General features: G+C 71.9%; 20 protein-coding genes and 2 pseudogenes. 14 read left to right on the forward strand and 8 right to left on the reverse strand.

The window, feature by feature from the left end; translation table 11 throughout:
- The first annotated feature begins 3 nt into the window (after positions 1-3).
- The 6 genes from LPA54_RS06560 (at position 4) to LPA54_RS06585 (ending at position 6474) form a co-directional block, all read left to right on the forward strand.
- Positions 4-1029 (forward strand): methyltransferase, encoded by a 1026-nt coding sequence (locus LPA54_RS06560; protein ID WP_228974815.1) that lies wholly within the window; start codon positions 4-6, stop codon positions 1027-1029.
- Positions 1026-2144, forward strand: a complete 1119-nt coding sequence (locus LPA54_RS06565) for a prenyltransferase (protein WP_228974697.1) — start codon at positions 1026-1028, stop codon at positions 2142-2144. The genes LPA54_RS06560 and LPA54_RS06565 overlap by 4 nt, the downstream gene beginning before the upstream one ends.
- Positions 2141-3154 carry a tocopherol cyclase family protein gene (locus LPA54_RS06570; RefSeq protein ID WP_228974699.1) on the forward strand — a complete coding sequence of 338 codons (1014 nt, stop codon included), beginning with the start codon at positions 2141-2143 and terminating at the stop codon, positions 3152-3154. Before LPA54_RS06565 ends, LPA54_RS06570 begins: the two co-directional genes overlap by 4 nt.
- 96 nt (positions 3155-3250) lie before the next feature.
- Positions 3251-4729, forward strand: a complete 1479-nt coding sequence (locus LPA54_RS06575) for a cytochrome P450 (RefSeq protein ID WP_228974700.1) — start codon at positions 3251-3253, stop codon at positions 4727-4729.
- Positions 4730-4954: 225 nt separating this feature from the next.
- Positions 4955-5257, forward strand: a complete 303-nt coding sequence (locus tag LPA54_RS06580) for an acyl carrier protein (protein ID WP_228974702.1) — start codon at positions 4955-4957, stop codon at positions 5255-5257.
- Positions 5254-6474: a beta-ketoacyl synthase gene (locus LPA54_RS06585; RefSeq protein ID WP_228974703.1), complete on the forward strand. Its 1221-nt coding sequence runs from the start codon at positions 5254-5256 to the stop codon at positions 6472-6474. The genes LPA54_RS06580 and LPA54_RS06585 overlap by 4 nt, the downstream gene beginning before the upstream one ends.
- Positions 6475-6705: 231 nt before the next feature.
- Here LPA54_RS06585 and LPA54_RS06590 read toward each other — a convergent pair whose 3' ends face one another.
- From LPA54_RS06590 to LPA54_RS06600, 3 genes are all read right to left on the reverse strand, one after another.
- The gene (locus tag LPA54_RS06590) at positions 6706-9333 is read right to left on the reverse strand and encodes an RICIN domain-containing protein (protein ID WP_228974705.1); all 2628 of its coding nucleotides are present in this window, start codon (positions 9331-9333) and stop codon (positions 6706-6708) included.
- A gap of 80 nt (positions 9334-9413) precedes the next feature.
- Positions 9414-11774: a non-reducing end alpha-L-arabinofuranosidase family hydrolase gene (locus LPA54_RS06595; RefSeq protein WP_228974707.1), complete on the reverse strand. Its 2361-nt coding sequence runs from the start codon at positions 11772-11774 to the stop codon at positions 9414-9416.
- A gap of 578 nt (positions 11775-12352) precedes the next feature.
- Complete coding sequence (locus LPA54_RS06600) at positions 12353-13945, reverse strand: sigma-70 family RNA polymerase sigma factor (RefSeq protein ID WP_228974709.1); 1593 nt, start codon at positions 13943-13945, stop codon at positions 12353-12355.
- A 969-nt stretch (positions 13946-14914) separates the two neighbouring features.
- Here LPA54_RS06600 and LPA54_RS42220 point away from each other — a divergent pair.
- Positions 14915-15040 carry a hypothetical protein gene (locus LPA54_RS42220; protein WP_267486810.1) on the forward strand — a complete coding sequence of 42 codons (126 nt, stop codon included), beginning with the start codon at positions 14915-14917 and terminating at the stop codon, positions 15038-15040.
- A gap of 467 nt (positions 15041-15507) precedes the next feature.
- Here the strand turns inward: LPA54_RS42220 and LPA54_RS06605 are convergent, their stop codons facing one another.
- The 4 genes and pseudogenes from LPA54_RS06605 to LPA54_RS06615 form a co-directional block, all read right to left on the reverse strand.
- On the reverse strand, positions 15508-15648 hold the full coding sequence (locus tag LPA54_RS06605) for a hypothetical protein (RefSeq protein WP_228974821.1): 141 nt from the start codon (positions 15646-15648) through the stop codon (positions 15508-15510).
- Positions 15608-16220, reverse strand: a pseudogene (locus LPA54_RS42615) (WYL domain-containing protein). Before LPA54_RS42615 ends, LPA54_RS06605 begins: the two are co-directional and overlap by 41 nt.
- A gap of 286 nt (positions 16221-16506) precedes the next feature.
- A pseudogene (locus LPA54_RS42620) lies at positions 16507-16557 on the reverse strand (hypothetical protein); the annotation flags it as partial.
- A 624-nt stretch (positions 16558-17181) separates the two neighbouring features.
- Positions 17182-18144, reverse strand: coding sequence for a YafY family protein (locus tag LPA54_RS06615; RefSeq protein ID WP_228974712.1), 963 nt, complete (start codon positions 18142-18144; stop codon positions 17182-17184).
- 63 nt (positions 18145-18207) lie between these two features.
- Between LPA54_RS06615 and LPA54_RS06620 the strand changes: the two genes are divergently transcribed.
- The 3 genes from LPA54_RS06620 (at position 18208) to LPA54_RS06630 (ending at position 21722) form a co-directional block, all read left to right on the forward strand.
- Complete coding sequence (locus LPA54_RS06620; protein ID WP_228974816.1) at positions 18208-19719, forward strand: MFS transporter; 1512 nt, start codon at positions 18208-18210, stop codon at positions 19717-19719.
- A gap of 132 nt (positions 19720-19851) precedes the next feature.
- On the forward strand, positions 19852-20685 hold the full coding sequence (locus tag LPA54_RS06625) for a VOC family protein (protein ID WP_228974714.1): 834 nt from the start codon (positions 19852-19854) through the stop codon (positions 20683-20685).
- A gap of 92 nt (positions 20686-20777) precedes the next feature.
- The gene (locus tag LPA54_RS06630) at positions 20778-21722 is read left to right on the forward strand and encodes a Gfo/Idh/MocA family protein (protein WP_228974715.1); all 945 of its coding nucleotides are present in this window, start codon (positions 20778-20780) and stop codon (positions 21720-21722) included.
- A gap of 127 nt (positions 21723-21849) precedes the next feature.
- Here the strand turns inward: LPA54_RS06630 and LPA54_RS06635 are convergent, their stop codons facing one another.
- Positions 21850-22479, reverse strand: coding sequence for a hypothetical protein (locus tag LPA54_RS06635; RefSeq protein WP_228974717.1), 630 nt, complete (start codon positions 22477-22479; stop codon positions 21850-21852).
- Between the two features lie 1042 nt (positions 22480-23521).
- Between LPA54_RS06635 and LPA54_RS06640 the strand changes: the two genes are divergently transcribed.
- The 4 genes from LPA54_RS06640 (at position 23522) to LPA54_RS06655 (ending at position 26026) form a co-directional block, all read left to right on the forward strand.
- On the forward strand, positions 23522-23962 hold the full coding sequence (locus tag LPA54_RS06640; protein ID WP_228974718.1) for a hypothetical protein: 441 nt from the start codon (positions 23522-23524) through the stop codon (positions 23960-23962).
- Positions 23963-24318: 356 nt separating this feature from the next.
- Positions 24319-24504 (forward strand): hypothetical protein, encoded by a 186-nt coding sequence (locus LPA54_RS06645; protein ID WP_228974720.1) that lies wholly within the window; start codon positions 24319-24321, stop codon positions 24502-24504.
- A gap of 525 nt (positions 24505-25029) precedes the next feature.
- Positions 25030-25311, forward strand: coding sequence for a hypothetical protein (locus LPA54_RS06650; RefSeq protein ID WP_228974722.1), 282 nt, complete (start codon positions 25030-25032; stop codon positions 25309-25311).
- Positions 25312-25693: 382 nt separating this feature from the next.
- Entirely contained in the window at positions 25694-26026 is a 333-nt protein-coding gene (locus tag LPA54_RS06655) for a hypothetical protein (RefSeq protein WP_228974724.1), read from the forward strand.
- The last annotated feature ends 136 nt before the right edge of the window (positions 26027-26162 follow it).

Raw genomic sequence — 26162 nt, forward strand, 5'->3', positions numbered from 1 at the left:
GACATGGACCGGCTGTCCCTCCTCCTCTTCGGGCACGCCGCCTTCCAGTACCTCAACGCCGCCTGTGAGCTGGAGCTGCTGGACCTGCTCATGGAACGCGAACCGCTGACCGCCGACGAGATCCGCGACGAACTGCGCCTGGCCGAGCGGGCGGCCGACATCCTGCTGCTGGGATGCACCGCCCTCGGGCTGACATGCAAGGAGGGCGACCGCTACCGCGTGGCCCCGCTGATCACCGCACTCGCCGCGGAAGGGACCTGGAGCAAGATCAAGGACACCGTCGCGTTCGAGCAGCACATCGTCTACCAGGGCCAGGTCGACTTCGTCGCGTCGCTGCGGGAGAACACCAACGTCGGACTGCGGCACATCCCGGGCGACCACCCGGACCTCTACCACCGCTTCAGCCGGCACCCGCGGCTGGAGGGGGTCTTCTACCGGTACATGCGCTCCTGGTCGCAGTTGGCCAACGACCACCTGGTGGCGGCCCTGGACCTCGCCGATGCCACGCGGCTCCTCGACTGCGGCGGCGGAGACGCCGTCAACGCCTGCGCCCTCGCCCAGAGCAACCCGCACCTGCGGGCGACCGTCCTGGAGATTCCCGCCTCGGCCACGCTCACGGAGAAGCGGATCGCCGAAGCCGGCCTGAGCGACCGCGTCTCCGTCCTCCCCTGCGACATGTTCGCCGACGCCTTCCCCTCGGGCAACGACTGCGTCCTCTTCGCCCACCAGCTCGTCATCTGGACCCCGGAGGAGAACACCGCGCTGCTCCGCAAGGCCCATGACGCCCTCGTCCCCGGCGGGCGCGTGGTCATCTTCAACTCGATGTCCGACGACGAGGGCGACGGTCCCCTGGTCGCGGCGCTCGACAGCGTCTACTTCGCCACCCTGCCGGCCGAGGGCGGCATGATCTACCCCTGGCGTCTCCACGAGCGCTGCCTGCGCGAAGCCGGCTTCTCCGACATCCAACGCGTCCCCGTGCCCGGCTGGACGCCGCACGGCATCATCATCGCCTACAAGCGCGGCGGTTGAGCGCCTTGCAGGCGGTGACGGCGTCCCCGCGGCCCGGCTCACCGGCCGCCTTCGTCCGGCTGGCCCGCGTCAAGTTCCTCTTCCAGAGCATGATGGTGACGGGCTTCGGCGTCGGTCTCTCCGTCTACACGACCGGTGCGTTCTCCGCGCCGTGGTATGTGCTGACGCTGGCCTTCGCCTGGTCGACGCACCTGATGACCCACTTCTGCAACGAATACTTCGACCTGGAGGCGGACCGGGCGAACCCCCGGCCCACCGCCTGGACCGGCGGCAGCCGCGTCCTCGTCGACGGGCTCCTCACCCCGGCCACCAGCATCGGCGCGGCCTTCGTCCTGCTGTTCGTCTCCATGGCGCTCATCGCCGCCATGCCGACGTTGTTCGCACGGCTGCTGGCCTGCGCGCTCACCGCGCTCGCCTGGTTCTACACGGCCCCGCCGCTGCGCCTGAACTACCGCGCGCTGGGAGAGGTCAGCTGCGCCGCCGTCCTGTACGGGATGGGCCCGCTGCTCGCGGCCCACCTGCAGGCCGGGCGGTTCAGCGCGCTCCTGCTGTGGAGCACCGCTCTCGTCACCGCCCTCCAGGTGCTCCGCTGCCTGATCATGAACCTGGCCGACATCGAGGGCGACACCCTCGTCGGCAAAAGGACCCTCGCATGCGTGGTCGGACCGCGTCGGCTGGCCCACGTCTACGCGGTCGGACAGACGGGCCTGTACCTCGGCGTGGTCCTGCTGGCGTCGGTCGGTGCCCTCCCCCCGCCGGTGGCGCTGGCGCAGCTCGTGGTGGCGCCGGTCGGGCTGTTCGTGGCGCGCAGCCTCCTCACCGGCGCGATGGACGATCCCGGCCGCCGCGGCGACGTCACCTTCTGGTCGTCCATGCAACTCCCCCTCACCACCTGTTCGACCATGGTGGCCGCGCTCGCCGAGATGATGCGTCAGGGCCGCCCGGTCCCCCCGGCCTGGCTCGCCATCGCGGGACTGACCACCGCGCTGTTCCTGCTGTGGCTCCAGCGCACCGCCGCCGCCAGGCCCCGCGAACGCCCGGGCGTCCCGTTCCCGACCGTGCGCACCGGTGAAGGGCCTGCGACGGCGTACCACCCGAGGGGCCGGAAGAGGTGAACGGCCGCCCGGGGCCCGGTGCCCCGCGCCCACCGGCCGACCGCACCGCGTCCGTCGCCGCGCTCCTGCGCGACCACTGGCGCAGGACCGGGGCCGACCTGCCCGGAGGGGACCCGCTGCTCTCGCACCAGGCCCCGATGGAGGGGTACCTCTGGCGCTTCACCGACCCGGCACGCGGCAGGGTCCTGCTCGTCGCCTGCGGCGTCAACCACCATCGCCGCCACCCCTGGGGCACGGTCGTGGTCGCCGCTCACCCTTCCGGGCTGGTGCGCTCGGCCAGTGTCGACGGGGCCCGTGCGAGTACGACCGCCTACGAGGTCTCCGCGCCGCCGATCTTCCGGCTCGGCGCGAACCGGCTGCGGGTGCGGATCGGCGAGGACGTCGACATCAACTGCGCGCTCGACCCCGTGCGGACCTGGCCGCCACGGCGTCTGCTGCACGGCAGCGGCGTCTTCTCCCTCGTTCCGGGCCTCAACCACTACTGGCACCCGCATCTCTTCGACGCGAAGGCGGAGGGGACGGCACGGCTCGCCGGGGACACCTGGGACCTGTCCACCTGCCGGGTCTACGCCGAGAAGTCGTGGGGCCGCGGCTTCCCCCGGTCCTGGTGGTGGGGCCAGGCCCACGGCTTTGACAGACCGGACGTGTGCGTGGCGTTCGCCGGGGGGCTCCTGGGTCGCGGGCCTGCCACCGTGAAGGTCAGCGGTCTCGTACTCACCGTCGACGACCACGTGCTCAGCCTGGTCCCGCCCGTCGCGCTGGTGCGGGGCAGCGCGCGGGACGGCGTCTGGCGCCTCAGCGGCCGTAGCGCCCGCCACCAGGTCGACCTGACGGGAGAGACGGACGGCAGCCCGGCTCTGCCCCTGCCGATTCCCCTGCTCCAGCCGCACCGCTTCGGCCACTCGCTCCAGCACATGGCGGGCAACCTGCGCGTGCGGGTCCGGCGGGACGGCAGGGAGGTGTACGCCGGCAGCTCCGTACTGGCCGGGTTGGAGACCGGAGAACTGTGACACCCCCGGGCCGGCCCGCGCCCCGCACCGCCCCGCTCCGCCCACCGGCGGGCGGGCCGGCACCGAGCCCGACCACCGAAGGAAGCGAGACGGCACATGCGCATGCGGCAGCAGGCCGACCCGGTCCCCACGGCGCCCGGAGCCGTGCCCGTCGCCGGACACGCCTGGCGGATGCTGAGGCAGCCGCTGTCCTTCGCCACCTCCCTCGCCGGGCAAGGGGACATCGTCCGGCTGCGGCTGGGGAACGTCCCGGTCCACGCGCTCACCCACCCCGCGCACGTGCACCGGCTGCTCGTCACCGACGCCCGGATGGTGGAGCGCGGACGGTTCTTCGAGAAGTTCACCGGACAGGGCCTGTTCTCCTTCAGCGGGGCGGCCCACCGGCAGCAGCGGCGCGCCCTCCAACCCGCCTTCCACCACGCCCGCGTCGCGGGCTGCGCGCAGGCGATGGCCCCCGTCGCCGACGCGCTCACCGCCTCGTGGCCCGCCGGCCGGGTCGTCCGCGTCGACCGGGCGGTGGACGAACTCACCCACACCATGCTGCTGACGGCGCTCTTCCCGGCGGACTTCCTCACCGCGGGCGCCGACGACATCCGCCGGGCCGTACCGGTCCTCTCCCGCGGGCTGCTGGCCCGCATCCTGCTGCCCGACTGGTGTTTCGCCCTGCCGGGCAGCGGCCGGCGGTACGACCGGGTCGCCGACACGGTCCGCTCGGTGGTCGACCGGGCGATCAGCCGGTGGGACGGCGACGCCACGGGCGACGACCTCCTCTCCACGCTGCTGCGTCTGCGCCGCCTCGGGTCCCTCACCGATGAACTGGTCCGCGACCACACCATCTCGTTCGCGGTCGCCGGGGTGGAGACCACGGCCCCCGCGCTGGCCTGGCTCCTCCATGAGCTGGGCGAGGATCAGAGGACCCAGGACCTGGTACGCGCCGAGGTCCTCGACGTGCTGGGCGGGCGCGACAGCCTCGCGTACGAGGACCTCGCGGCGCTGCGGCTCACCGGGCGGTGCGTCTCGGAGGTGCTGCGACTGTACGCGCCCTGGTTCGGCATGCGCCGCACGTGCGGCCCGCTGACGTTCGGGACGCTCACGCTGCCGGCCGGCGCCGAGGTCTCCTACAGCCCCTACGCGCTGCACCACGACCCCCGGTGGTTCCCCGACCCCGAGCGGTTCGACCCCGACCGGTGGCTGCCCGCCCGTGCGGCGCGCGTCCCCCAGGGGGCCTTCCTGCCGTTCGGGCTCGGCGCGTACAAGTGCGTCGGCGACACCCTCGCCGTGGCGCTCATCAAGGTCGCCGTGTGCGCCGTCCTGCGGCGCTGGCGCCTCCGTCCCGCGCCCGGCAGCCGGGTCCGCAAGCAGGCGTGGATCGCCGTCCGGCCCGACCGACTGCCCATGGTCGTCGAGGGGTGGAAGCGCCGGCCCGGCCTCACGACGGGGCCCGGCCCGGCGACGATGGCGCCCGGCCTGCTGCGGCAGGCCGGCACGGCGCGCGGCGACCGTCGGGAGGAGACGGCGACGAGACGAGACGTCGACGGTGCTCCCGGTGCCGCGTCCGGTACGGGGGTGCGGTAAATCCGACAGAAACAGTAACGACCGGAACGGCCGAGGACGTACGCGCTGCTGCCCGGTTCCCGGGCGCCGGTCCTGCACTCTTCCCGAGAGCGTCCACCGTGCCCACCGCACTCCCGCCCGCCGCCGGCCGGGTCCGACGGAACGTCCCGGTGGAGTGCGCACCCCACGCGACGCACATCGCACCGCTTCGCAGGCCCACCGCACTCCATGACCAGAGGAGTCTGCATGTCCGAGACGTACCGTGCCATCGAGAAGGACCTGATCGAACACTTCCAGGCCCCTCCGGGCAGTCTGACGCCGCACACCACCGTGGACCAGGCGGACCTGGACTCCCTGGCCATGCTCGAACTCGTCACGATCCTGGAGGAGCGGCACGGCGTCACCCTCATCGACCGCCCCGACCACCCCCGCGGTGACGCGACGATGCAGCAGGTCGCCGACTGGGTGGACCGGGTGATCTCCGCCGAGGACCCCTCGGGGCGGAGCCACCGCCCGCACGCCCTGCCGGCCGGACGAGCCGGCGCGTGAGGCGCCGGCCGGTCGCGATCACGGGGCTGGGACTGGCCACGCCCGGCGGCCTGAGCTGCGCCGAGACCTGGCGGACCCTCCTCGCCGGCATCAGCACGACGCGTACGGATCCCCACCTGCACGGCATGCCGGTCGACTTCTCCTGCCACATCGGGGACTTCGACCCCGTGCGGGACGTGGGGCGCCATGCCTGGCGCATGGACCGCTTCACCCAGCTGGCACTGTTCGCCGCCCGGCAGGCCGTCACCGACGCGGGTCTCGATCCGTCGGCCTGGGACGGCGCGCGGGTGGGCGTGGTATTGGGGGTGGGGTCGGCCAGCATGGAGTCCTGGGGGCCGGAGTTCCACAAGGTGGGGGAGGGGAACCTCAGCGTCTCCCCGCTCCTGATCCCTCGCAGCGTGCCGAACATGGCGGCCGGCGAGGTGAGCATCGACCTGCGCGCGAACGGACCGAGCCTGGGGGTGAGCACCGCCTGCGCCTCCGGTGCCACGGCCATCGGCATGGCGAAACTGCTCCTGCAGGCCGGCGCCTGCGACGTCGTCATCGCCGGTGGCAGCGAGTCCCCCCGCGCCTCGGCGATGACCAGCCTCTGCTTCTCCCGTATGACGGCCCTCTCCCGGCGGCACCACGATCCCGGTGGCGCCTCGCGCCCCTTCGACGCCCACCGGGACGGTTTCGTCCTCGGCGAAGGCGCGGGAGTGCTCGTACTCGAGCGGGAGGAGCACGCCCGCGCCCGAGGGGCGGTCGTCCACGCCAGGCTGTCGGGATTCGGGCAGTCCGCCGACGCCGCCCATCCCACCCGTCCCCATCCCACCGGAGCCGGCCTGGTGGCCTCGATGCGCGCGGCGCTGGACGACGCCGGCATGGAACCGCACGACATCCACCACGTCAACGCCCACGGCACCTCCACGCCGGCCAACGACCTCAGCGAGGCCCAGGCACTGAACGAGGTGTTCACCGCGCCCCCTCCCGTCACGGCGAACAAGAGCATCATCGGCCACGCCATCGGAGGGGCGGGCGCCATCGAGGCGGCGATCGGCGTCCTGTCCCTGCGGCACCAGACCATCCCGCCCACGGCCAACCTCGACCACCTGGACGAGCGCATCCACCTGGACATCGTCGCGAAGGTGCCGCGTCCGGTGCGCATGGAGACGGTGCTCAGCAACTCGGCGGGCTTCGGGGGCCAGAACGCCACCCTCGTCATCGAAGCGCCCTGACGGCCAGGGCGGGGCGCGGCGCAGCACGGGCTGCGGGAAGAGCACCGGACACCTTCCGAGACCACCTCGTGTCCACGTCAGGTACCGATGCGGGTAGGTGCCGGTCATGTCGTTCCGCTGCGCCGGAAGGCCGCCCTCCGACCAGGTGTCGCATCGGTCAAGAGGGCGGCGTTCCCTTGCGGACATCACGTCAGCTCGGACGTCGGATGTGCGTCCGCTCCGGTGTCGGGGTCAGGACGGGTCGCCGTACTGGAGGCCGCGTCCGTTGGTGCCTACGTAGACGCGCCCGTAGGTGTCGGGGTCGCCGGTGATGACGCCGACGCCGCCGATGGCGCCCCACTGGTGGCTGTCGTCGTTGACGCGGAGCCAGGTGGCGCCCTTGTCGGTTGAGCGGAAGACGCCGGTGACGTCCTTGACGGTGCCGATCAGGTACAGCGCCTGGTAGGAGGCGCCCGGTGCGGCCTTGCCGAAGCCGATGGCCGAGGCGGACTTCACCGTGGTGAGCGCGGTGAAGGTGCGGCCGCCGTCGGTGGAGTGCAGGAGCCCCTTGGTGCTGCCGGCGATCCACAGGTCCCCGGCGACGCCGGGGACGGCCGCGAGGCGGCCGGCGGGCAGGTCGGTGGCGCGGGGGGTGAAGGTCGCACCGCCGTCGGTGCTGGCGTACAGCGTGCCGCCGGACAGCGAGTAGAACGTCCTGGCCGAGGAGCGGTCGGCGACGACCACGGCGCCGGTGCCCAGGCCGCTGACCTTCGACCAACTCGCGCCCTTGTCGGTCGAGCGGTAGGGGACCTGGCCGGCCTGGGTCCAGACGATCGTGGAGCCGTCCGCCGCGAGCGCGACGTGGCCGTCCTGGGCGCCGGCCACCGGCTCCGACGTGAAGCCGCGCCAGTGGCGGCCGCCGTCGGTGGAGTAGGCGCCGTCCTGCGCGCCGCCCCGGCCGACGCGGACCATCAGCGAGGGGGTCGCCTGGGCGAAGTCGATGTCGGTGCTGTTGGTCATCAGCGGGTTGTCCAGCCGCCCGGCGGGGACCTTGGTCAGGTCGTCGTGGCGGAAGCCGCCCTGATCGCCCATGGCGGTGATGACGGTGGCGCCGCCGGGCGGAGCGATGGCGTCCATCAGCGCGGTCTCCTCAAGGCCCCGAGCGCCGACGGTCCAGTGGCTGGTGCCGCCGGTGTCGGTGGCGGTGGCGTCCTTGCTGCGCCAGATGCCGTTGCCGGTGCCGTACAGCACGTGCCCGGAGTCGAAGGGGTCGATGGCCAGGGCGGTCATCCAGTGCCCGGTGTGGGTGCCGATGTACGGAGCGGCCGAGGCGTTCCGCACCGACTTCCCGGCCAGTGCCTTCCAGGTGGTGCCGCCGTCGGTGCTGCGGTGGATCTCGTCCTCGGGCCACCAGCGGCCGAGGGTGGTGACCATCACCGTGGAGGGCTCGCGCGGGTCGACGGCCAGACCGGAGAAGCCGTAGCCGCCCCGGGACGGGGAGACGTTCCTCCACGCCCCGCCGGCCGGCGTGTGCTTCCACACCGAGCCCGCCGTCACGCCGTTGGGTCCGAGGTTGTCGGTGTACGTCAGGTACAGCGAGCCGTCGCCGGAGAGCACCCCGTGTTGCGGCAGCTGACCGGTGGGCTGCCCGGAGACGACCTGCCAGCTGCCGCCGCCGTCGGTGGAGCGGTACAGGGAGGTGGACCTGTCGGCGACGCCCACGTAGATCGTCTTGCTGCCGGCCGGGCCGCACGTGACGAAGGAGATGCCCGCGCCGCTGCTCGCCCCGTCTTTGACGGGGAACGAGGAGACCTGCCGCCATGTCGCGCCGTGGTCGGTGCTGCGCCACAGGCCGTTCTTGCGGGTGCCCAGCAGCAGGGTGCGGTTGTCCGAGGGGTCGACCACGAGCCGTTCGCCCGCCCCGCGGCCGTCCTCGTTGCCGCCCAGCTTGAACGGCAGGTCGGTGCGTTGGAAGGTGCGGCCGCGGTCGGTGGAGCGCAGGAGCGCGCCGTTGCCGGCCCAGTCGTTGGTGTAGGTGCCCGTCGCGAGGTAGAGCCGCGCGGGGTCGACGGGGTCGGTGGCCAGCGCATCGATGCCCAGCAGGTTCCAGTCCCTCTCGCCGAGCCAGTCGGTCAGCGGGATCCACTGCTCTGCCGCGACGTCCCAGCGGTAGGCCCCGCCCATGTCGGTGCGCGCGTACAGCAGGCCCTTCTCCCGGGGGTTGAACACCAGCCCGGTGACGTATCCGCCACCGACCACCTGGGCGTTCCTCCATCGGTACGGCCCGGCCGCGGCCGCCGCCTGTCCGTCCGCCACCTTCACCAGCCTCCATCGCTGGTTGGCGCTGCCCCTGCCGGGGAACTGGATGATCGCCGCGCCCCTGGCCGTGGAACTTCCGGAGACGTCCAGGACCAGGCCGCTGGCGCGGGAGGTGAAGGTGACGGCGTCGGTACCGCTCACCGCGTCGATCCGCCACTCCTGGGAGGGCGACGGACTGTCTGTCTGCTGCTCGGCGACGGCCGACCGGGCGGTCGAGCCGCCCGTTATGCCCAGCACCTTGCCACTGTTGCGGTTCACCAGCTCGTGGTAGCCGTTCCCGGTGGGCCGCAGCCGCCACTGCTGGTTGGCGGTGTTCTGGTCGGTCCACTGCTGGATGCGGGTGCCGTCGGCGGTGGAGAACGCGTTGACGTCCATCACCTTGCCGCTGTGCACGGACACCAGCCGGTAGTAGGCGTCGCCGTCGATCGTCGCGGCCTGCGAGTCGTCCTGGGCGAACAGGAGGTACGGCACGGCTGCGGCGGGCACCGCGAGCAGCAGGGCTGTGGCGCTCCAGCGGCGGCGGTGCCGTCCTCGGCGTCGGCCGCGGGTGGGGTGGTTCATGGGGAGTTTGCTCCTTGCGTGTCACCGTGGATCGACGCTCAGCGCGCCGCACGGTTGGGTGTCACCGTGGACCGGGCGGCTCAGCGCCGCAGGGTGAGGACACCCGGCCGGTACGGCAGCTGGTCGTAGGGGCCGCCCGCCCGCGGGTCCTTGCCCTGGTACAGGAACCGGAGGTTGCAGGGGTCGATGGTCATCGTCTGATCGGGGCTGGTGCGGATCAGTTCACCGTGGCTGATGTCGTCGGTCCAGGTGGCTCCGCTGTTGGCCTTGCCCGCGAAGGGGTTGCTCTCGGTGGCGGCCTGCGGGGTCCACGCTCCGCTCAGACTGGAGGCCGTGAAGGACCGGAAGTAGCGACGTTCGTCCGCACCCCGGGCCTCGACGGTCATGAGGTACTGGTTCCGGCCCTGGACCTTGTAGACCTGCGGCGCCTCGAACAGGTTCTTCGCCGTGTCGGTCATGACCGTCGTGTACGAGGAGCCGAAGTTGCCCGGGAAGTTCCCGATCGGCATGGTCGCCCGGTAGATCTTGCCGTTGTCCCCGGCGAAGAAGAGGTACATGTTCTTCTCGTCACCGATCAGGGTCTGGTCGATCGGACCGGTGCCGGAGTCGGGGAGGGTGCCGGTGAACAACGGCTGCGGCGTGGACCAGCCGTTGGGGTCGGTGGGGTCGGTCGACGTGCGGTAGCTGAAGGGCGATGCCCCCCACTGGTACGCCAGCACCCAGATCTTCCTGGGCGCGAAGTAGAACAGCGTGGGCGCCACCGCGTTCTGGTTCATCCGGATCTGCCTGGCCGACGCCATGTCCGACCAGTCGGTGAAGGGGCTGAACGCCATCGAGCCGTAGGAGGTCCCGGACGCGCTCGACGCGTAGACCAGGTGCTTGCCGTTGTGCGTCACGTGGGTGAAGTCCTTCAGGGCGGCCCACCCGTTCGACGGCTGCGCGAGCGGACCGGTCGAACTCCACTTGTACGTCGAGGGCAGAGCACACGCGGTGCCGCCGTCCGATCCGGATGGGGCCGTCCACTTCTGGTTTCCGACGGCCGCGCAGGTGTACAGCTGGATCGTGGTGCCGTTCGCGGTGGCCGCGCCGACCGCGTCGAGGCACAGGCCGGAGTGGACGCCGGTGATCGTGCCGTTCGTGTTGACGTCCCACTTCTGGTTGACACCGCCGTTGCAGTCCCAGACGACCACCTGGGTGCCGTTGGTTGTGCCCTTGCTCTTGGCGTCCAGGCACTTGTTCCCGTGGATCCTCAGCTCCTTGGCCGCGGTGCGGGTCCAGCGCTGGCCGACCTGTCCGCTGCAGTCCCACAGCTGCGCCCGGGCGCCGTTGGCCGTGGCGGAGCCGGGGATGTCCAGGCAGCGCCCGGAGACCGCACCCTTGATCTCCCCGGTACCGCCGGCCGGCCGGGTCGGGGTGGTGCCCGAGCCGGAGTCGAGGGCTCTCATGACGGCGGTGTACGCGGGCTTGGGCTTGCCGTTGCCGTCGAACAGCAGGGGGTTCTCGTCGCTGCGCCAGGAGTCGCTGTCGCGGACGCCCCACACCGTGATGCCGGTGCACCGGGCCACCGACAGGCAGGCGGTGACCGCGTTCGCGTAGTGGGCGGGTGACGCCTGAGCGATGTCCAGCTCGGTGATCTGCACATCGACGCCGAGGGCCGCGAAGCCGGCGAGGGTGGTCCTGAAGCTCGCCGGCGGGCCGCCCGCGCCGAAGTGGCTCTGGAAGCCGACGCAGTCGATGGGTACGCCGCGGGACTTGAAGTCCTTGACCATGCGGTAGACGCCCTGCGTCTTGGCGTCCGACCAGTTCTCGATGTTGTAGTCGTTGTAGCAGAGCTTGGCCGAGGAGTCGGCGGCGCGGGCGGTGCGGAACGCCTCCTCGATGAAGCCGTCGCCCAGCACCTTCCGGAAGACCGAGTCGCGGAGCCGGCCGCTGCCGCCGTCGGCGAACGCCTCGTTGACCACGTCCCAGGCGTAGATCTTGCCCTTGTAGTGCTTCATCTGGGTGGTGATGTGGTGGTTCATCACGCTGCGCAGGGTGCCCGCGTCGCGGATGGCGTCGACCCAGGCGGGGAGCTGCGAGTGCCAGACCGTGGTGTGGCCGCGCAGGCGCTGGCCCCGTTCCAGTGCGCGGTTGACGATCCGGTCCGCGGGACCGAAGTGGAAGTTGCCGCGGGACGGTTCGATGGCGTCCCACTTCATCTCGTTCTCCGGGGTGATCATGTTGAACTCCCGGTCCGCGATCGCGGTGTACGCCGGGTCGCCGAGCCGGCCCGCGGCCACGGCGGTGCCGAAGTACCTGCCCGAGGGGGCCGCCTGGGTGCCCAGGCCCGCGGCTCCGGCGGAGTTGGGGAGGAACGTCACGACGCCGGCCACGAGCGCCGTGGCGGACAGCCCTGTCATCAGTGTCCGGCGACGCCGGGGCAGGCGGTGCAGGCCCTTCATGATTCTCCTCGGAGGTCGCGGGTCATCCCGGGTGCCGTGATCGTGCGCGCGTCGGCCAGGGCGGCCTGGTCCGCGGCGGGGCGGGTCGGGTGCGGGACGCGTATCCGTTCCCGCGCACCGGTCGACGCGGGACCGGCGGTGTGTCGGGTCATGGCAGTGGCCTTCTCCAGGGGACAGGTCGTGGGGGCCGGGCGACCCGCCACATCGACGCGTCGACGTGAACGGCGGGAAGGGCACCCCTGAAGTGGAGGCTTGGCGACCCGCCGTCCCGTAACGGAAAAGTCGCGCCGTCCCGGCGATTGCCTCGGTGATGCATCTCGCAGGCGAAAAGCGTTATGTCAGGCCCCGCGATCCGGTCGCCCCTCCGTGAAGGGCGCACCGCACCCCTGTCGATGACGGACATGCGCCCAGCGCGAGGCAGCGTTCGACGGCATGCGGAGAGGCGCCGGGCCCGGGCGCCCCACCCGGCTCACCCCCGGGTGGAGGAGGGCACCGTGCGGGACCGTGCCGCGTGGTTCGGGGTCACCGCTGTCGCCGTGCGATCCGGCCCGCGGCCCGCGCTGAGCGGGGAGCGGTTCTCAGGCCCAGGGCCCGCGGATGACGAAGGAAGCCTGGCCGGCCAAGGCCCGGGTGCCGTCGAAGCCGTCGAGCCAGATGCCGCCGTCGCGGTGGCGGATGACCGATCCGGGGTAGTTGTGCGCGTGCAGGGTCACGGACCCGGCGGCCGCCCCGGGGCGCGGACAGAAGGTGGCGTCCTCCCGGAACAGTGCGCTGCCGTCGTCGGTGCTCAGCCGTAGCCGCAGGTAGTGGTGGCGAAGGTACCGGCCGTCCGTGGCGCGGAAGGTGACGCACCGAGTGTCGGCCAGCCCCCCGACGACCGTGAAGGTGACCCGTCGCCGTGCCGGCTCGCCGCTGGACGAGGAGACCGGGCCGAGCGCCGCGAAGTCGCCGTCGTACGTGACGTACAGGCCGGGCCGGTCCACGGACTCCAGGGACCGCGCGCCCAGCGGAACAGTGCCCGTGGCGTCGGACGGGCCCGCCGGGGACGGTGGGGCCGGCGGTGTGGTGGGCGGGGTTGTGGGCGACGGAATCGGCGTGGGAGTACCCATCGGGGGCGTACCACTCGTGTGCGCACCGCCCGTGGGAGCGGCGGTGACGCCGGGCACCCGAGGCGCCGGTTCGGGCCAGGCCGCGTAGGTGGTCGCCCCGGCGATGAGCACCGCGCCGGTGGCGAGGCCCAACACCGGGTGGGCGGTCACCGCGTGGAGTTTGCCGAGCAGCGAGCCGTGCAGACCGCCGCCGCCCGCCGACGCGCCGGCGACGACGGGCGCCGCGGCCAGCCCGGCGGCGCTCGCCGCCGTACCCGACAACAGGCCCTTGGCGGTCAGCGCCGCGACGAGCGCGGCGGGGACAACCAGCGGCGCGACGCCGAGGAGCAGGAGCTCGGCCGGAACCCGCTGCGCCGTCGCCGCCGTGCAGATCGGGCATTCGCGGGCGTGCCGCGCGATCCGCTTGCGCCATACCGATGTCCGCGCGCCGTCCCAGCCGGCGACGGTCTCGTCCAGCCTCGGGCAGCGCGGGTCCGCCCCCAGAGCGGCGACGACCGTCCGGCTCAGGTCCAGTTGCTCGCGCATGCGCTGCAGGCGCACTCCGGCGTGGGCAACGCTGAGCCCCGTCGCCTCGGCGATGTCCTGACGGCTCAGCAGGCCGGCGCACTCCTGCCACCCCAGCGACAGCAGCGTCCGGTGGTCCGGGTCGAGCCACCGTCCGGCTTCGACCACCTGACGGCGCTCGTCCGACATGTACAGGCGCAGGATGGTCACGTCCTCGAGCGGGGCACCGGCGTTCGGTACCCGGAGGGCCTCGTCGATGACCGTGGTCCGGTCGGCGAGAACGCGCTGCCGGTGCCAGTGGGTGTTGATCTGGCGGAGCGTGATGGACACCAGCCAGGAGCGGAAGCTCTCCGGGGCACGCAGGGCGGGCAGGTCGCGCACCACGCGCAGCAGGGTCTCCTGGACGACGTCGTCCACGTCGGCATGTCCGCTGAGCGCTCGGCCGACGATGTTGTAGAGCAGCGGCAGGTACGCGGCGATCAGTCTCTCGCGCGCTCGGTCGTCACCGGCCTGCGCCGCGACGACCAGCTTCGCCTGGTCCGCGTCCATGAGTGCCATTCCCACCCCTTCAAGGGAGCGATCCGCCGAGTACGGCGGCATACCTTAGCGTCGGTGACGGCACACGACCCAAGCTGGCCGGAGCCACGGCGGCAACCGCCAGCCTGCCGGCGCCGAAACAGCCGCAAACCGGCCCGGTCCCCTTCGAGGCCAGGCAGGGCCGGCCGCCAGGAGACGCCTCTCGGCACCCGGCCACACGCACGACCAGCCAGGATACGTCTCCTCGGGACGACACCATCGAGCTGCCGCCCCGGACCGAGGACCCACCCCATGACACCGCTCGAAGACCTCCTGGGCACTGCTCGCCCCCGGACGCATCGTGCTGCCACCGTGTCGCACCCGTCGCCCGGCTGTGCACCGGCCGCGCCACCGCCGGTCAACGCCACTCCTACCGGCGTCGTGCCGCTGTGCCGCCCCCCCGACGGCCTGCCGCTCCGGTTCCGGAGCGGTCTTCCGTGCAGGCGTCCGCCACCTCCGGGTGCCGCCGCACGGTCTCCGGCTGCGCCATCCCCTGTCGCCGTCCGCTCGCCGCGCCGTCGGGTTGCCGCCCTGTCGCCGTGGCTTTCCGCCGGCCCAGCCCCATCCGCCGCCCCGGTGCTTTCTGCCGTGCTGCCGTCGTCCGTCCGAGGCCCCACCCACCTGCCGCTGTTGCCGCGGTGCGCCCACCGTTCTCTGAGTCGTCGCCTTGTCGCCGCGCCGCGTGAGCGCCGTCGGTCGCGCGCCATCCTGCCGCTGCCGCCCAGGCCACGCCGGTCACCGGCGTGGTCGATCGGGTGCAGAGCCGCCTCTTCGCCGTCGCTGTCCTGTTGCCGTGCGGTTGTGCTGGGTCCCGACTGCCGCCAGCCCGGGTACGGAAGCCACCCGTCGCCGTGTTGCCGCCGCCCGGGCCCCCGTGCTGCCGCCGTTGTCCTACCGGGCACCGCCGGGCGGCTGCGGGTCTCCGGTGCCGTCCGGCGGGGGAGGAGCACCGTGTCGGCTGAGGAGTACGGCCCGGGCTTACGCCTCGGCCGCGTCCAGCGCCACCGTGACCAGCATGGTCCCGAGCTGGTGGACACGCTTCCGGACGAGGCCGTGAGCGGCGAGTGCCTGGCGTAGCGCCGCGCTTGTACCGGCCTGCCGCCGCCCGACTCGCCCGTTCCGGCTCCAGCCGGTCCGGCGCGCTCGCCGCGCAGGCACCGGGCAGGCCGTGGACCGGGCGTATGGTGCTTCGGCCGCCGGTGGAATCGATGCTGGCGCAGGCCCTTGACACGGTGCTCGCGTGGTGCGCGCTGCTTGGTGAGCCGCGCCTCAAGCCGAAGATGGACGCTACCGGGCGCTCGCCTTCACTCCGTGGCCGGCACCTGGCCCACTGCTGCTGCGGTCCCACCGTGGCAGCCGTAGGGAGCCGCTTCCCCGAGCTCGTGGCCGCGGCCGGCGGACCTGTAGCGCCGGAGAAGGAACACGTGCAGCGCGCTCCTCCGATTCCGCGTAGCGAGGCGCTGTCGACCGGGTAGCCCCGGACGGTGAGGACCTGGCCGGGGCGCTCACCCGTCCGGCGTGATGGGCCGGAGGGCTTTCGGTTGTTACTTGCTGGCCTTGATGGAGGAGGCCCAGTCGTTGTACTCGCGGCCCTGGAACGTCATCTTCGCGCCGGACTTCGGCCGCACCCCCGGCGTGAGCCGATCAGCTTCGCCTGCTTGACCGCTGGAGCACGAGCACGTCACCGCCGTCGACGATGACGGAGAGCCGCGGTGGCGTGCGTCGCCTTGAGCGATTGGCCGTCAGGAGGGCCTGGGCGCGTCGAAGGAGTGCCTGGCGTACCTCGTCCGGGGACAGCACAGTGAGGGGTAAGGCCAGGCTGAGGAGGTAGGTGGCGAGGCAGTCGGTGCTGTTGCCGCCGATCCGGACCACGGTCGCTTCGGGTCCGTCGGGGCGGGTGCGTGCCGATGGTGGGCGGAACCTTGTGCAGGGCGTCCGCCAAGGGCAGCGGAAGGCGAATCGTCGTGTACACCGGGTAGACGACGTTTGCGATCCCGCTGGAGACCAGCGCTGCGGCGTCGGGCGGATCGGTCAGGTCGGCCGGTTCGGTGGTGCAGCGCACGTTCACCACGCGGTCGGCGCGGAAGGTGCGCCATTGTTGTTTGGTCACGTCCCGGGCGACCAGGTACCAGCGCATGCCGGTATGGACCAGGCGGTACGGGTCGATGGCCCGTACAGAGGCCCGGCCGGCATGGTCCCGGTAGGAGAGGGTTGTGCGCAGTGCGCCGTGGCAGGCCTGCGCGAGTTCCAGCAGCACGAGCGTGTCGATCTGCGATCCGCCGGAGCGGGGGGTGTGTTCGAGGGCGCCGTCCAGTGCGCTCAGCTGGTCCGAGAGGCGTGGGGGCAGGCTCTGACGGAGTTTGAGCAGAGCGGCGAGGGCCGCTTGCCCCGGTGCCGAGGACTCCGCTGAGCGCGGCTTCGCGCAGGGCGACAGCGACAGCGAGGGCTTCCTCGTCGTCCAGGACCAGCGGCGGCATCCGGGCGCCGGGGCTGAGCCGGTAGCCGCCCCAGGGGCCGGGCGTCGACTCGACTCCGTAGCCGAGGTGCCGCAGGCGGGCGATGTCCCGGCGCACTGTGCGGTCGGTGACCGCCATGCGCTCGGCCCGGCGGCGCCTGTACGGCGTCTGCTGGTCTGGCCGCCCCGCGCCGCCGTCGCACCCGCCCCCGGCGTGCCACCGCCGCTGCGTGCGCCCGGCGTTGCCGGGCCGCTGCCGTGTTGTCGCGCTGCGTGGGTGCTGGCCCGGGCGCGTGCCGTCCGGCCGCCGCCCCGCTGGCCACCGGCCAGTCGGTCGTGCTCAGGTCCGCCCCTTCGCCGCCGCTGCCGCCGTCCTGCCGCCGTGAGGGTGCTGCGTGCTGACTCTTCTACCGGGCAGGCCGGTCACCGCCGCCGTGTTGCCGCCGCGCGAGCCCCGACGCGGACGTTTTTTTGCCGCCTGCACGCCTGGGCCGTCGTCGCGTGCCGGCCGCGCCCGCCCCGCCCTCGTGGGGCCGCGCGCCGCTGTGCTGCTGCGGCCGGTTGGTCATCGCCGTACCGCTGCCGCGACCTCCGGGTCCAGAAGCCCCACCGGCGTGTTGCCGCCGCCCGGGCCCCTGCCGTGCCGCCGCCGTTCCGGTTGCTCCGCCTGGTGACCGGCTGGCTCCCGGCGGCGAAGTACGTCTCCCGCGGGACACGCCGGTGACCGCGTCTGCCGGTCGGAGGCCGCGGGGTCGGTCAGGCGTCATGGGGTGGTGGCGTGCTGCATGCGGACGGCGGCCTGGTGGAGGTAGGCGATCACCTCCGGGTCGGCGTCGAGGGTGTAGTCGGCGTCGAGGGCGGCGAGGGTCTGGGCGATGCCGGGCAGGAGGTTGCCGGAGCAGTCGACGGTGCACGTGGCCTCGTCGCGGGGACGGATGCGGGAGGCCAGAGCCCAGGTGCGGCGGCGGACGGTTTCGGCGGGAGCGTGCACGGTGGCGATCGCACGGTGGCGGGTCGGGGCGGTGGCGATCTTGTCCGCGACGTAGGCGGCCGGGTCGTCGCCGGGGACGGGGCGGGGGATGAAGTGGTGGCGGGTGGGGGCCGGATTGGTGATGCGGTCGAGGCGGTAGATGCGCCAGTCCTCCTTGTCGGTGTCGTGGGCGAGGAGGTACCACAGGCCGCCGGAGGCGATGAGGTGATGGGGTTCGACGCGGCGGGAGGCGCAGGTCCCGTGGCGGGTGGTGTAGTCGAAGGTGACGGTTTCGTGGTCGCGGCAGGCGGCGGCCAGGCTGCCCAGCAGCTCGGGGTCGGCGCGCGGGCCGCGGGTTTCCCAGCCGATGGTGGCCGTCGTCTGCTGTACGGCCGCGACCTTGGTGCGCAACCGGGCGGGCAGGACCTGTTCGAGTTTGGCCAGGGCACGCAGTGAGGTTTCCTCCATGCCGGTGAGATGGCCGGCGGCGGTGCGCAGGGCGACAGCGATGGCGATGGCCTCGTCGTCGCCCAGGATCAGCGGGGGCATGGCGGTGCCGGAGGCGAGGCGGTAGCCGCCGGCGTGGCCGGTGGTGCCTTCGACGGGGTAGCCCAGGTCGCGCAGGCGGTCGATGTCGCGGCGGATGGTACGGCCGGTGACGCCTAGACGTTCGGCGAGTTCGGTGCCGGACCATTCGCGGCGGGTCTGCAGCAGGGACAGCAGGCGCAGCATACGGGCGGGGAGGTCGGTCGTCATGCTCTCCAGATTGCCCCGCTTTACGGACGTGAGGTGTCCTAAAAGGGCCCTAGCTTGGACGGCATGTCCGAGAACAAACATCCCCGAAACACCATGAATGCGGTCGATCCGCGCCGGTGGGCCGCGCTGGCCGTGGTCCTCATCGCCTCCTTCATGGACGCGGTCGACGTCACGGTCGTCCACATGGCCGTTCCGCATATCCAGCAGGACATCGGTGCTTCGTCGGCGCAGGTGCAGTGGGTCACCGGCGGGTATGCGCTGGCGTTCGCGCTTGGGCTGATCACCGGTGGCCGCCTGGGCGACCTGTTCGGCCGCAAGCGCGTCTTCCTGCTCGGCGTCGTCGGGTTCACCGTCACCTCGCTGGTCTGCGGCGTCGCAGGGAACGCGGAGATGCTGCTGGCCGGGCGCATCGCGCAGGGCGCGATGGCGGCCCTCATGGTGCCGCAGGTGCTGTCGATCATCCACGTCACGTTTCCCGAGCGTGAGCGCGGCAAGGTCTTCGGCATTTACGGCGCGGTGATGTCGCTGGGGACGATCGCCGGCCCCCTGGTCAGCGCGCTGCTCGTGCAGGGGGATCTGTTCGGGCTGGGCTGGCGGCCGATCTTCCTGGTCAATCTGCCGCTGGGCGTCGCGGGGCTGATCGCCGGCGCCCTGGTGATCAGCGAGTCGCGGGCCGGGCGCGCCGCCCGCCTGGACCTGGTCGGAGTGGTGCTGGCCAGTGCCGGGCTGCTGGCGCTGGTGCTGCCGCTGACCCAGGGCCGTGAGCTGGGCTGGCCCGCCTGGACCTACGTATCGATGGCCGCCTCCGTGCCGGTGCTGGCACTTTTCATCGCCTGGGAACGGCGCCTGCTACGGCGGGGCGGCTCGCCGCTGGTGGTGCTGTCGCTGTTCGCCCGGCGCAGTTTCGCCGGCGGGCAGGGCGTACAGCTGATGTTCGGCCTCGCCTCGGGGGTGTTCTTCCTGGCCTGGACCCTCTACCTCCAGCTGGGGCTGGGCTTCTCGCCGCTGAAGGCCGGGCTGTCGGGGCTGCCGCTGTCGGCGGCGATGATGGCCGGTGCCGGGATGTCCATGCAGGTTCTGGTGCCCCGTTTCGGCCGCGTGGTGCTGCAGGTCGGCGCCCTGCTGGCGGCGGCGGGCATGGTGCTGTTCGCCTGTCTGGCCCAGCACTACGGCAGCGACATCGCGACGTGGCAGGCCATCGTTCCGCTCATCCCGATGGGCCTGGGCATGGGCCTGATCATCGCTCCGCTGACCGACGTGATCCTCTCCGAGGTCCCCGACGAGCACGCCGGGTCCGCGTCCGGGCTGACCAACACCACCATCCAGCTCGGCCAAGCCGTCGGTGTCGCCCTGTCCTCGGTGGTCTTCTTCGCCCGCCTGGGCCACGGCGACCCCGCCACCCAGGCCGCGAAGATGCCGCACGCCTTCACCGGCTCCCTGTGGTACGTGACGGCCGCGTTCGTCGCCGCGTTCGCCCTGCTGTCCACCCTGCCCCGCACCGCCGGAACCAAGAAGCCGGCCGCTGCCCCGGCCAGGCGGTCCGATCAACATGACGCCACAGTCCCCGTGGCCTGACCCGCCGCAGGCCCCGCGGGGCACTCAACCGGCCCTGTACGCGGGCCCGCCCCTGCGCTGCGGGACAGCCTCGACACGAAGGACCCCGGCCCGCGACACCTGCCGTGTTCGCGGTCACACGAAAGGAACATCATGCGCTTCATGTCTCCCGGCCAGGTCGTCTGGTTCGAGATCGGCACTACGGCCCCCGAGGCCGTCACCGACTTCTACGGTTCCCTCCTTGGCTGGAGGTTCGAGGTCGATGCGGATTCCTCCATCGACGGCCGCACCTACATCCGGATCCTCGCACCCGGCGCGCCATGGCCGATGGGCGCGATCCAGCAGGGCGACACCGGCGAGGAGGCGATCAACCTCTCCATCCTCTCCACCGACGTCCACCGGGACGTCGACAGGCTCACCGGGCTGGGCGCCAAGATCGTCGTACCGGCCACACCGGTGGGGGACGTGACGGTCTTCGCCCGGCTGAGGGACCCGCGCGGCAACCTGTTCTCTCTCTTCTCCCAGTCCGCCTCCCAGCGCTTCGAGGAGCGCATCGCCGGGACCGAGGAGTACATGCGGCAGGCCGCCGACGCCCCGAAGCCCGGGACCATGGCCGGATTCGAGATCGGCACCACCGACGTCCGGGCCACCATCGACTTCTACACCCAGGGCTTCGGCTGGCGGTTCGAGAAGGACGACACCATCGGCGGCGTGCCCGGTCTGGCCGTCTTCGGGCCCGGCGCCGATCACCCCTCCGGCCTGTTGTGGGATCACAGCGCCGAGACCGTCAGCGCGGCGGATTACGCCGCGCCCACCTTCCTGGTCACCGACGTCGCCGCCACCGCCACGGCAGCGCAGGAGGGAGGCGCACGAGTGGAGCAGCAGCCGCACTCCGCGCCCGCAGGCCCGGTCCGCGCCCGTATCCGCGACCCCCGCGGCAACCGCTTCGGCCTCCTCTCCCAGTTCGCCCCTCCCCTGACCCGCTGAACCCTGCCCTCCCGGCCACCCCCGCCCGCGCGCCATCGGCCGGAGCGGCCGGGGTCCGGCCGCCGCCTCACCCACCGCAAAGGAGACAAGAGATGAAGATCGCACTGCTGGGAACCGGTTTCGGGCAGGCGCACGCCGCCGTCTACGCCGCTCGTGACGATGTGGAGGTGGTGATGTTCGGCCGGGACGCGGCCAAGACCGCGAAAGCAGCGAGCCGGTTCGGGGTCGCCTCCTCGACGGACATGGACGCCGCGTTCGAGGACGGCTCCTTCGACCTGGTGGACATCTGCCTGCCGCTCCCGCTGCACGCCGAGTTCGTACTGCGCGCCCTCAAGGCGGGCAAGCACGCGCTGGTCGAGCTGCCGCTGGCCGATGACATCGAGGACGCGAAGCGGGTGGCCGAGGCCGCCGCCCGCAGCGACAAGCACGTGTTCGTCGACATGTTCGAGCGCTTCATCCCGGCCAACCAGGCCCTGTTCGACGCGGTGAAGCAGCGCACCTACGGACGCTTGGAGCAGCTGACGCTGTGGAACCTGACAGCGCACCTGTGGCCGGGCGCCTCGCTGGGGCTGAAGGTGCTGCCGATGGAGGCCATGCACAGCGACATGGACATCATCACCCGCACCCTCGGCCTGCCCCAGGCCACCACCGTCACCACCGTGGCGCGCGGTGAGGACTCCGGGGCCATCGACGCGGCCTTCCGCTTCGACGGCGCGGCGGCGCGTAGCTCCATCTCCTCACTGATGCCCCAGGCGTGGGGGGCCCGCGGCGGCTACACCGCCACCTTCCAGCACGGCGTACTGGACGCCACATCCACGATGGGCTTCGACGGCAAACCCTCCGGCACCGTCACCGCCTACACCGCCGAGGGCGCGCACGAGCTCCAGCTGCCGGACGCCGACCAGTACACCGCCATGATCGGCCACGTCCTGGACGTGGTGCGCGGTGCAGCAGACAACCAGATCGCCCCCGCGAGTGTGCTGGACGCCCTCCAGCTCACCCTCGACCTCGACCACATGGTCAACAATCCGCGCTGAGCCCCGCTCTCCCCGGGACCCGCTCCGGCGGGCCCCGGGGGCGGCGGCCCATGGCGCACCCGGGGCCCGTGCGAGCTGTAGAAGCGGGGTAGCCGGGCCCGCCCCGCCCCCGCTGTGACTGAGCGCTTCAGTCGGCCGGTGAGCGGCCGAGTTGGCCGGCCGAGCGTTCGATGTCAGGCGCCTGGCGGGTCCAGAGGGTGAGGTCGCTGCTGGTGGCGACGGCGAGGGTGCGTCCGGACGGCGAGAAGCCGGCGGCTCGCAGTTCAGAGTAGTTGGAGTCGAAGATGTGCCACCAGCTTTCGCCGTGCGGTCCGTCGTGGGGGATGCCTCCGTCCGCGGACAGCAGGACGCGATCGTGCGGCCACTCTGGGCTGACCACCTCCAGGGTCCAGCCGTCCTCGGTGGTGGTGTGCAGGCCGCCTCCGAAGAGTCCCGCGATGCGTACTCGGGTCGAGGCGATGGGGCCGAGCCCTGGGCAGGAGAGATCTGGCACTGCGTCCGGGGTGCCGCCGTCGGGGTCAGGGTCACGGTCCCGGGCGATCTTCTCGCCGGTGACGGTGTCGAAGAGCCCGTGGCCGTCGACGGAGACAACCATGACCAGGTCGCGGCCATCGTCGGGAGCGAGAGCGAAGCCGACGCCGAGCAGGCCACCGATGGGGATGAGCCCGGTCGGGACCGGGTGCCACGGGACAGGCGGCGCAACGACAGGGACGGACAGAAACTGCTCTCGCAGACGCCGCTGGTAGTCAGAGATCAATGTTCCTTCTCGCCTCGGCTGGACGTTGACCGCCCCAAGGCGATGACGTGGATCGTGCCAGGTTCGCACGAGCCTCGCACTCGACCGGCCAACTGAAGCGCTCAGTCACACCCGCAGCGGCCCGCGGTCGTGGGGGTACTTCTGTCCGTCCCGACTCAGGAAGTCAGTCATCATCAACGCCGAACGCGTTGAAGAAGGCCCAATCCGCCTCAGGCAGATCTGCGCCTCCGCAATGATTGGTCGGACTGCCGATCGGTAGTCCGGCGATGTTGCCTCCGAGTGCCGGTGCTCTGGCTGGTCGCTCCTGCGGCGTGGGTGCCGTGGTCGTTGGCGCAGCCGTTACCGAAGGCCGGTGAGAGGAAATCACCGACACCACCCGCCGTTGCCGGTGCGGCCGTGCTCAGCGTGACCCCCATGACTGCTGTCATCAGCGCCCATACTCCGGCTGCCTTGCAAGTCGTCATGCCCGCGTACGGGAACCGCGAGACGGGACACCGTACGAGCGTGCTTTCCCTCGTCCGGCCGTCTTCCCTCGACCAAGGCCGGACGGCGGAATAGAACCGGACGGCACGGCAGAAGAGGCACCCGGGCCCGCCTCCGCTCGTCCCCGCAGCGCCCGTGGCCCTACTTCGAGGACGTCACACGTCGGACGGGTCATGAGACGTCTGTCGACCTGCCTCGTGACCTGCGCCGACAAGCGAAGGGCCGTGACACAGGGAGCGACCGTTCAGCACAGCGGCGTCCTGGGGCAGTGGTCGGGCCACTGCAGGTTGCTGGTTGATCGCCTGAGATGCTTGCGACATGACCGCTCCCTTCCTTGTCGCCAGCGTCGTCCTGGCCGGCGTCCTCACCATGGCCGTGTGGGTCTGTATCAAGTTCGTGCAGGCCTGCCAGGAGCGGCGCCCCTGAGCCTCGGACACGCAACGCCCCGCTGATGGGCGTCGTGTGTGTTCCACAACATCGCCGCCATGATCGTCGGTGAGGGCGAGATCGGGGCCAGGGGATCCTCCGCGACGTCCAGCGCCGCCAGGGCCTGCCCCAGGTGGTGTGGCGCGACGCCGGCCGCAAGCTCCCCAAGTACAGCATCGCCCACGGTGCCACCCGGTCATGGCTGGCGCCCGACATCGACACCCTGCCGTTCGTCGACCGCCGCTTCCTGCCCCAGGACCCCTACCGCGCCGAGGACGGCCGCCTCGAGGCGAACTTGGTGTGCTCGCGTGGCTGCCCGTGCGAGTGCACCTTCTGCGGGGCGGCGGCGTCCATGAACCCCGACGTGACCATCCGCACCCGGGACCCGCACAACATCATCGACGAGATGGACCAGCTCCACGAGGAGTACGGGGTGACGGCGTTCCGCGCATTCGATGACCTCTTCCTCGGCGCTCGCCGTGTCATCCGCCCCGCTCTCAAGGCGTTCGCCGACGCCCGCATCGGGGAGCGGTGTGTGGGACGCGACCGGCCGCATCAACATCCTGGACCGTGAAGACGACGGCTTCCTGGCTGCGTTACGAGCCGACGGCCTGCGGGAGGCCGCCCTCGGCATCGAGTCCGGGGCCCCCAGAAATCTCACGGCGATGGACAAGCGCATCACCCCCCAGATGACACTGTCCGTCACCCGCCGCCTCCTCCAGCACGGCATCAGCGTCCAGGGCCACTTCATCCTCGGCTGCCCCGGCGAGACCCACGAGGAGGCCGAACAGTCCCTGCGACACATCAAGGACCTGTGGGCACTGTCCGACCGGCTGCTCGGCACTTCCGGGCCTCCGCCTTCGTCTTCCGCCCTACCCGGGCAGCCCGATCTTCAACGACCTCGTCCAGCAGGGCTACGACCCGGTCGCGATGCAGACCTACAGCGACGTCGACCTGACCGAACACGGCGCCGACGAGGCGATGCGCCAACGCGACGAGTTCAACTTCACCACCAGCCAGCAGTTCGGCACGGTCGCCCTCGACGACCTCAGCCGGATCTCGCCGCCATCTCCCGCGAGCAGTACGACCGCACCCTCCACGCCCGCCAGGACGTGAGCGCCTGAACACCCGCGGTCTGCTCCTCACTCTCGACGGACCCGGCGGCGTAGGCGAGACCACCACCCACCAGGCCCTCGCCCAAGCCCTGCTCCTGGCCGGCCACCAGGTCCACGCCACCGTCCAACCCTCCCGCAGCTCCTTTGGGCAGAGCGTCCGCACGCTGGGCGGCACAGGGGAGCTGACCGGCCGCGTCCTTGCGCTCGCCGCCGACCGCCACCACCAGCTCGACGCCGAGATCCGGCCCGCGCTCGGCGCCGGCCACACCGTGCTGCTGAACCCGGTACCTGCCCTCCACCCCCGTCCTGCAGCGCAAGGACGGAGTCGACACCGACTTCCTCCTCACCATCAACAAGGACGTCCCCGTCCCCGACCTCGCCGTCGTCCTCCTCACCGACGCCCGAACCGTCCACGCCCGCTGCACCCGCCACCGCTTCGAACGCACCCTCGACGACACCCGGCGCGAACTCGCCCTGTACGAGGAGACGATGCGGATCTTTGGAACAGCTCGGCTACCCGGTCGTATTGCCCGAGCCCCGTCCAGTCGCCGTCGTTCCCGTTCCGCAGCCGGAGTGCGCCGACGTCGACGACGACGTCGGCCAGGAGCAGCAGCTCGATCTCGAGGACCTGACCCGCGAACAGGTCATCGACTGGCGCGCTCGCGCCGCCCACGACCACCAGCTGGTGTTCGACCACATCGACCGATACGGCGAGACGTCGGGCAGGAGACTGTTCACCAGCAGGTTCGTGGACCAGGTGCAGCGCCTTGCCGGCCTCGGCCACCTGAACCTCTGCCACATCCTGTGAGGATAAGCATGAGCGGCAGCGAAATGTCCGGTGTCGACCTCGCGCGCCAGGCCCTGGTCGCCGCCCGGGAGGCGGCGAAGAAGAACGGTGCCCGCACGGCGAAGTCGAAGCCCCGGTTGCTCGATGTGGTGGACGAGGTTCTCCGTTCCCGGACCGCACTCGAATGGGAAGTCGAGACACTCCACCAACTACTCGACGACGCTGGATCTGCCTACCGGGTCAACGAGGCCGCGGACGGGTTGGAGGAGCGGGTCACTCCGGCCGTTCGCGACGCGGTGCGCCACACGATCGCGGACGCGGCGGCCGGGCAGTCCGCCGGCTCCCCGCCGCCGACCACCTTGCCGCCGCATGGCAGGCAGCGTACGGGCGCAGCCCGGATGCGGTGCGCGCGTACAGCGAAGCCATCGAGGCCGCGGAGGCCGCGGCCCATGCCATCGTCCAGCCGAACAAGCCCAGGGCCACCCTCGGCACCATGATCGGTGAGATCAACAACGCCCGGCACAAGTTCGCCACCACGCTCTCCACACCGGCCGGGAACGACCCCGTCGCCCCCGTCGAAGCGATGATGCGCGCCCTGTGGCAAGGGCAGACCTCCCGCCACGGCAGACAGGAGCCCACCTCGCCCGAGGCGCTGGAGGCCGCCCGCGCCGCCGTCCACCTCGCCGCGACGATCGTCCAGTGGTTCGTTTCGGAAGCCGTGATCCGACTCCCCTGAGCAGCTTCACCGGATGAGGGCGGCGGCTGTCCGGCCCTGGTTCACGCGGGGCAGGGGGCAGGGGCGTACCTGGCCGTCGCGTACCGCCTACGCCAGATGAGCCCAACCACCACTGCGACGCGGCCCGGCTGGCTCC

The organism is Streptomyces sp. DH12 (assembly GCF_020873895.1).
GTDB lineage: Bacteria > Actinomycetota > Actinomycetes > Streptomycetales > Streptomycetaceae > Streptomyces.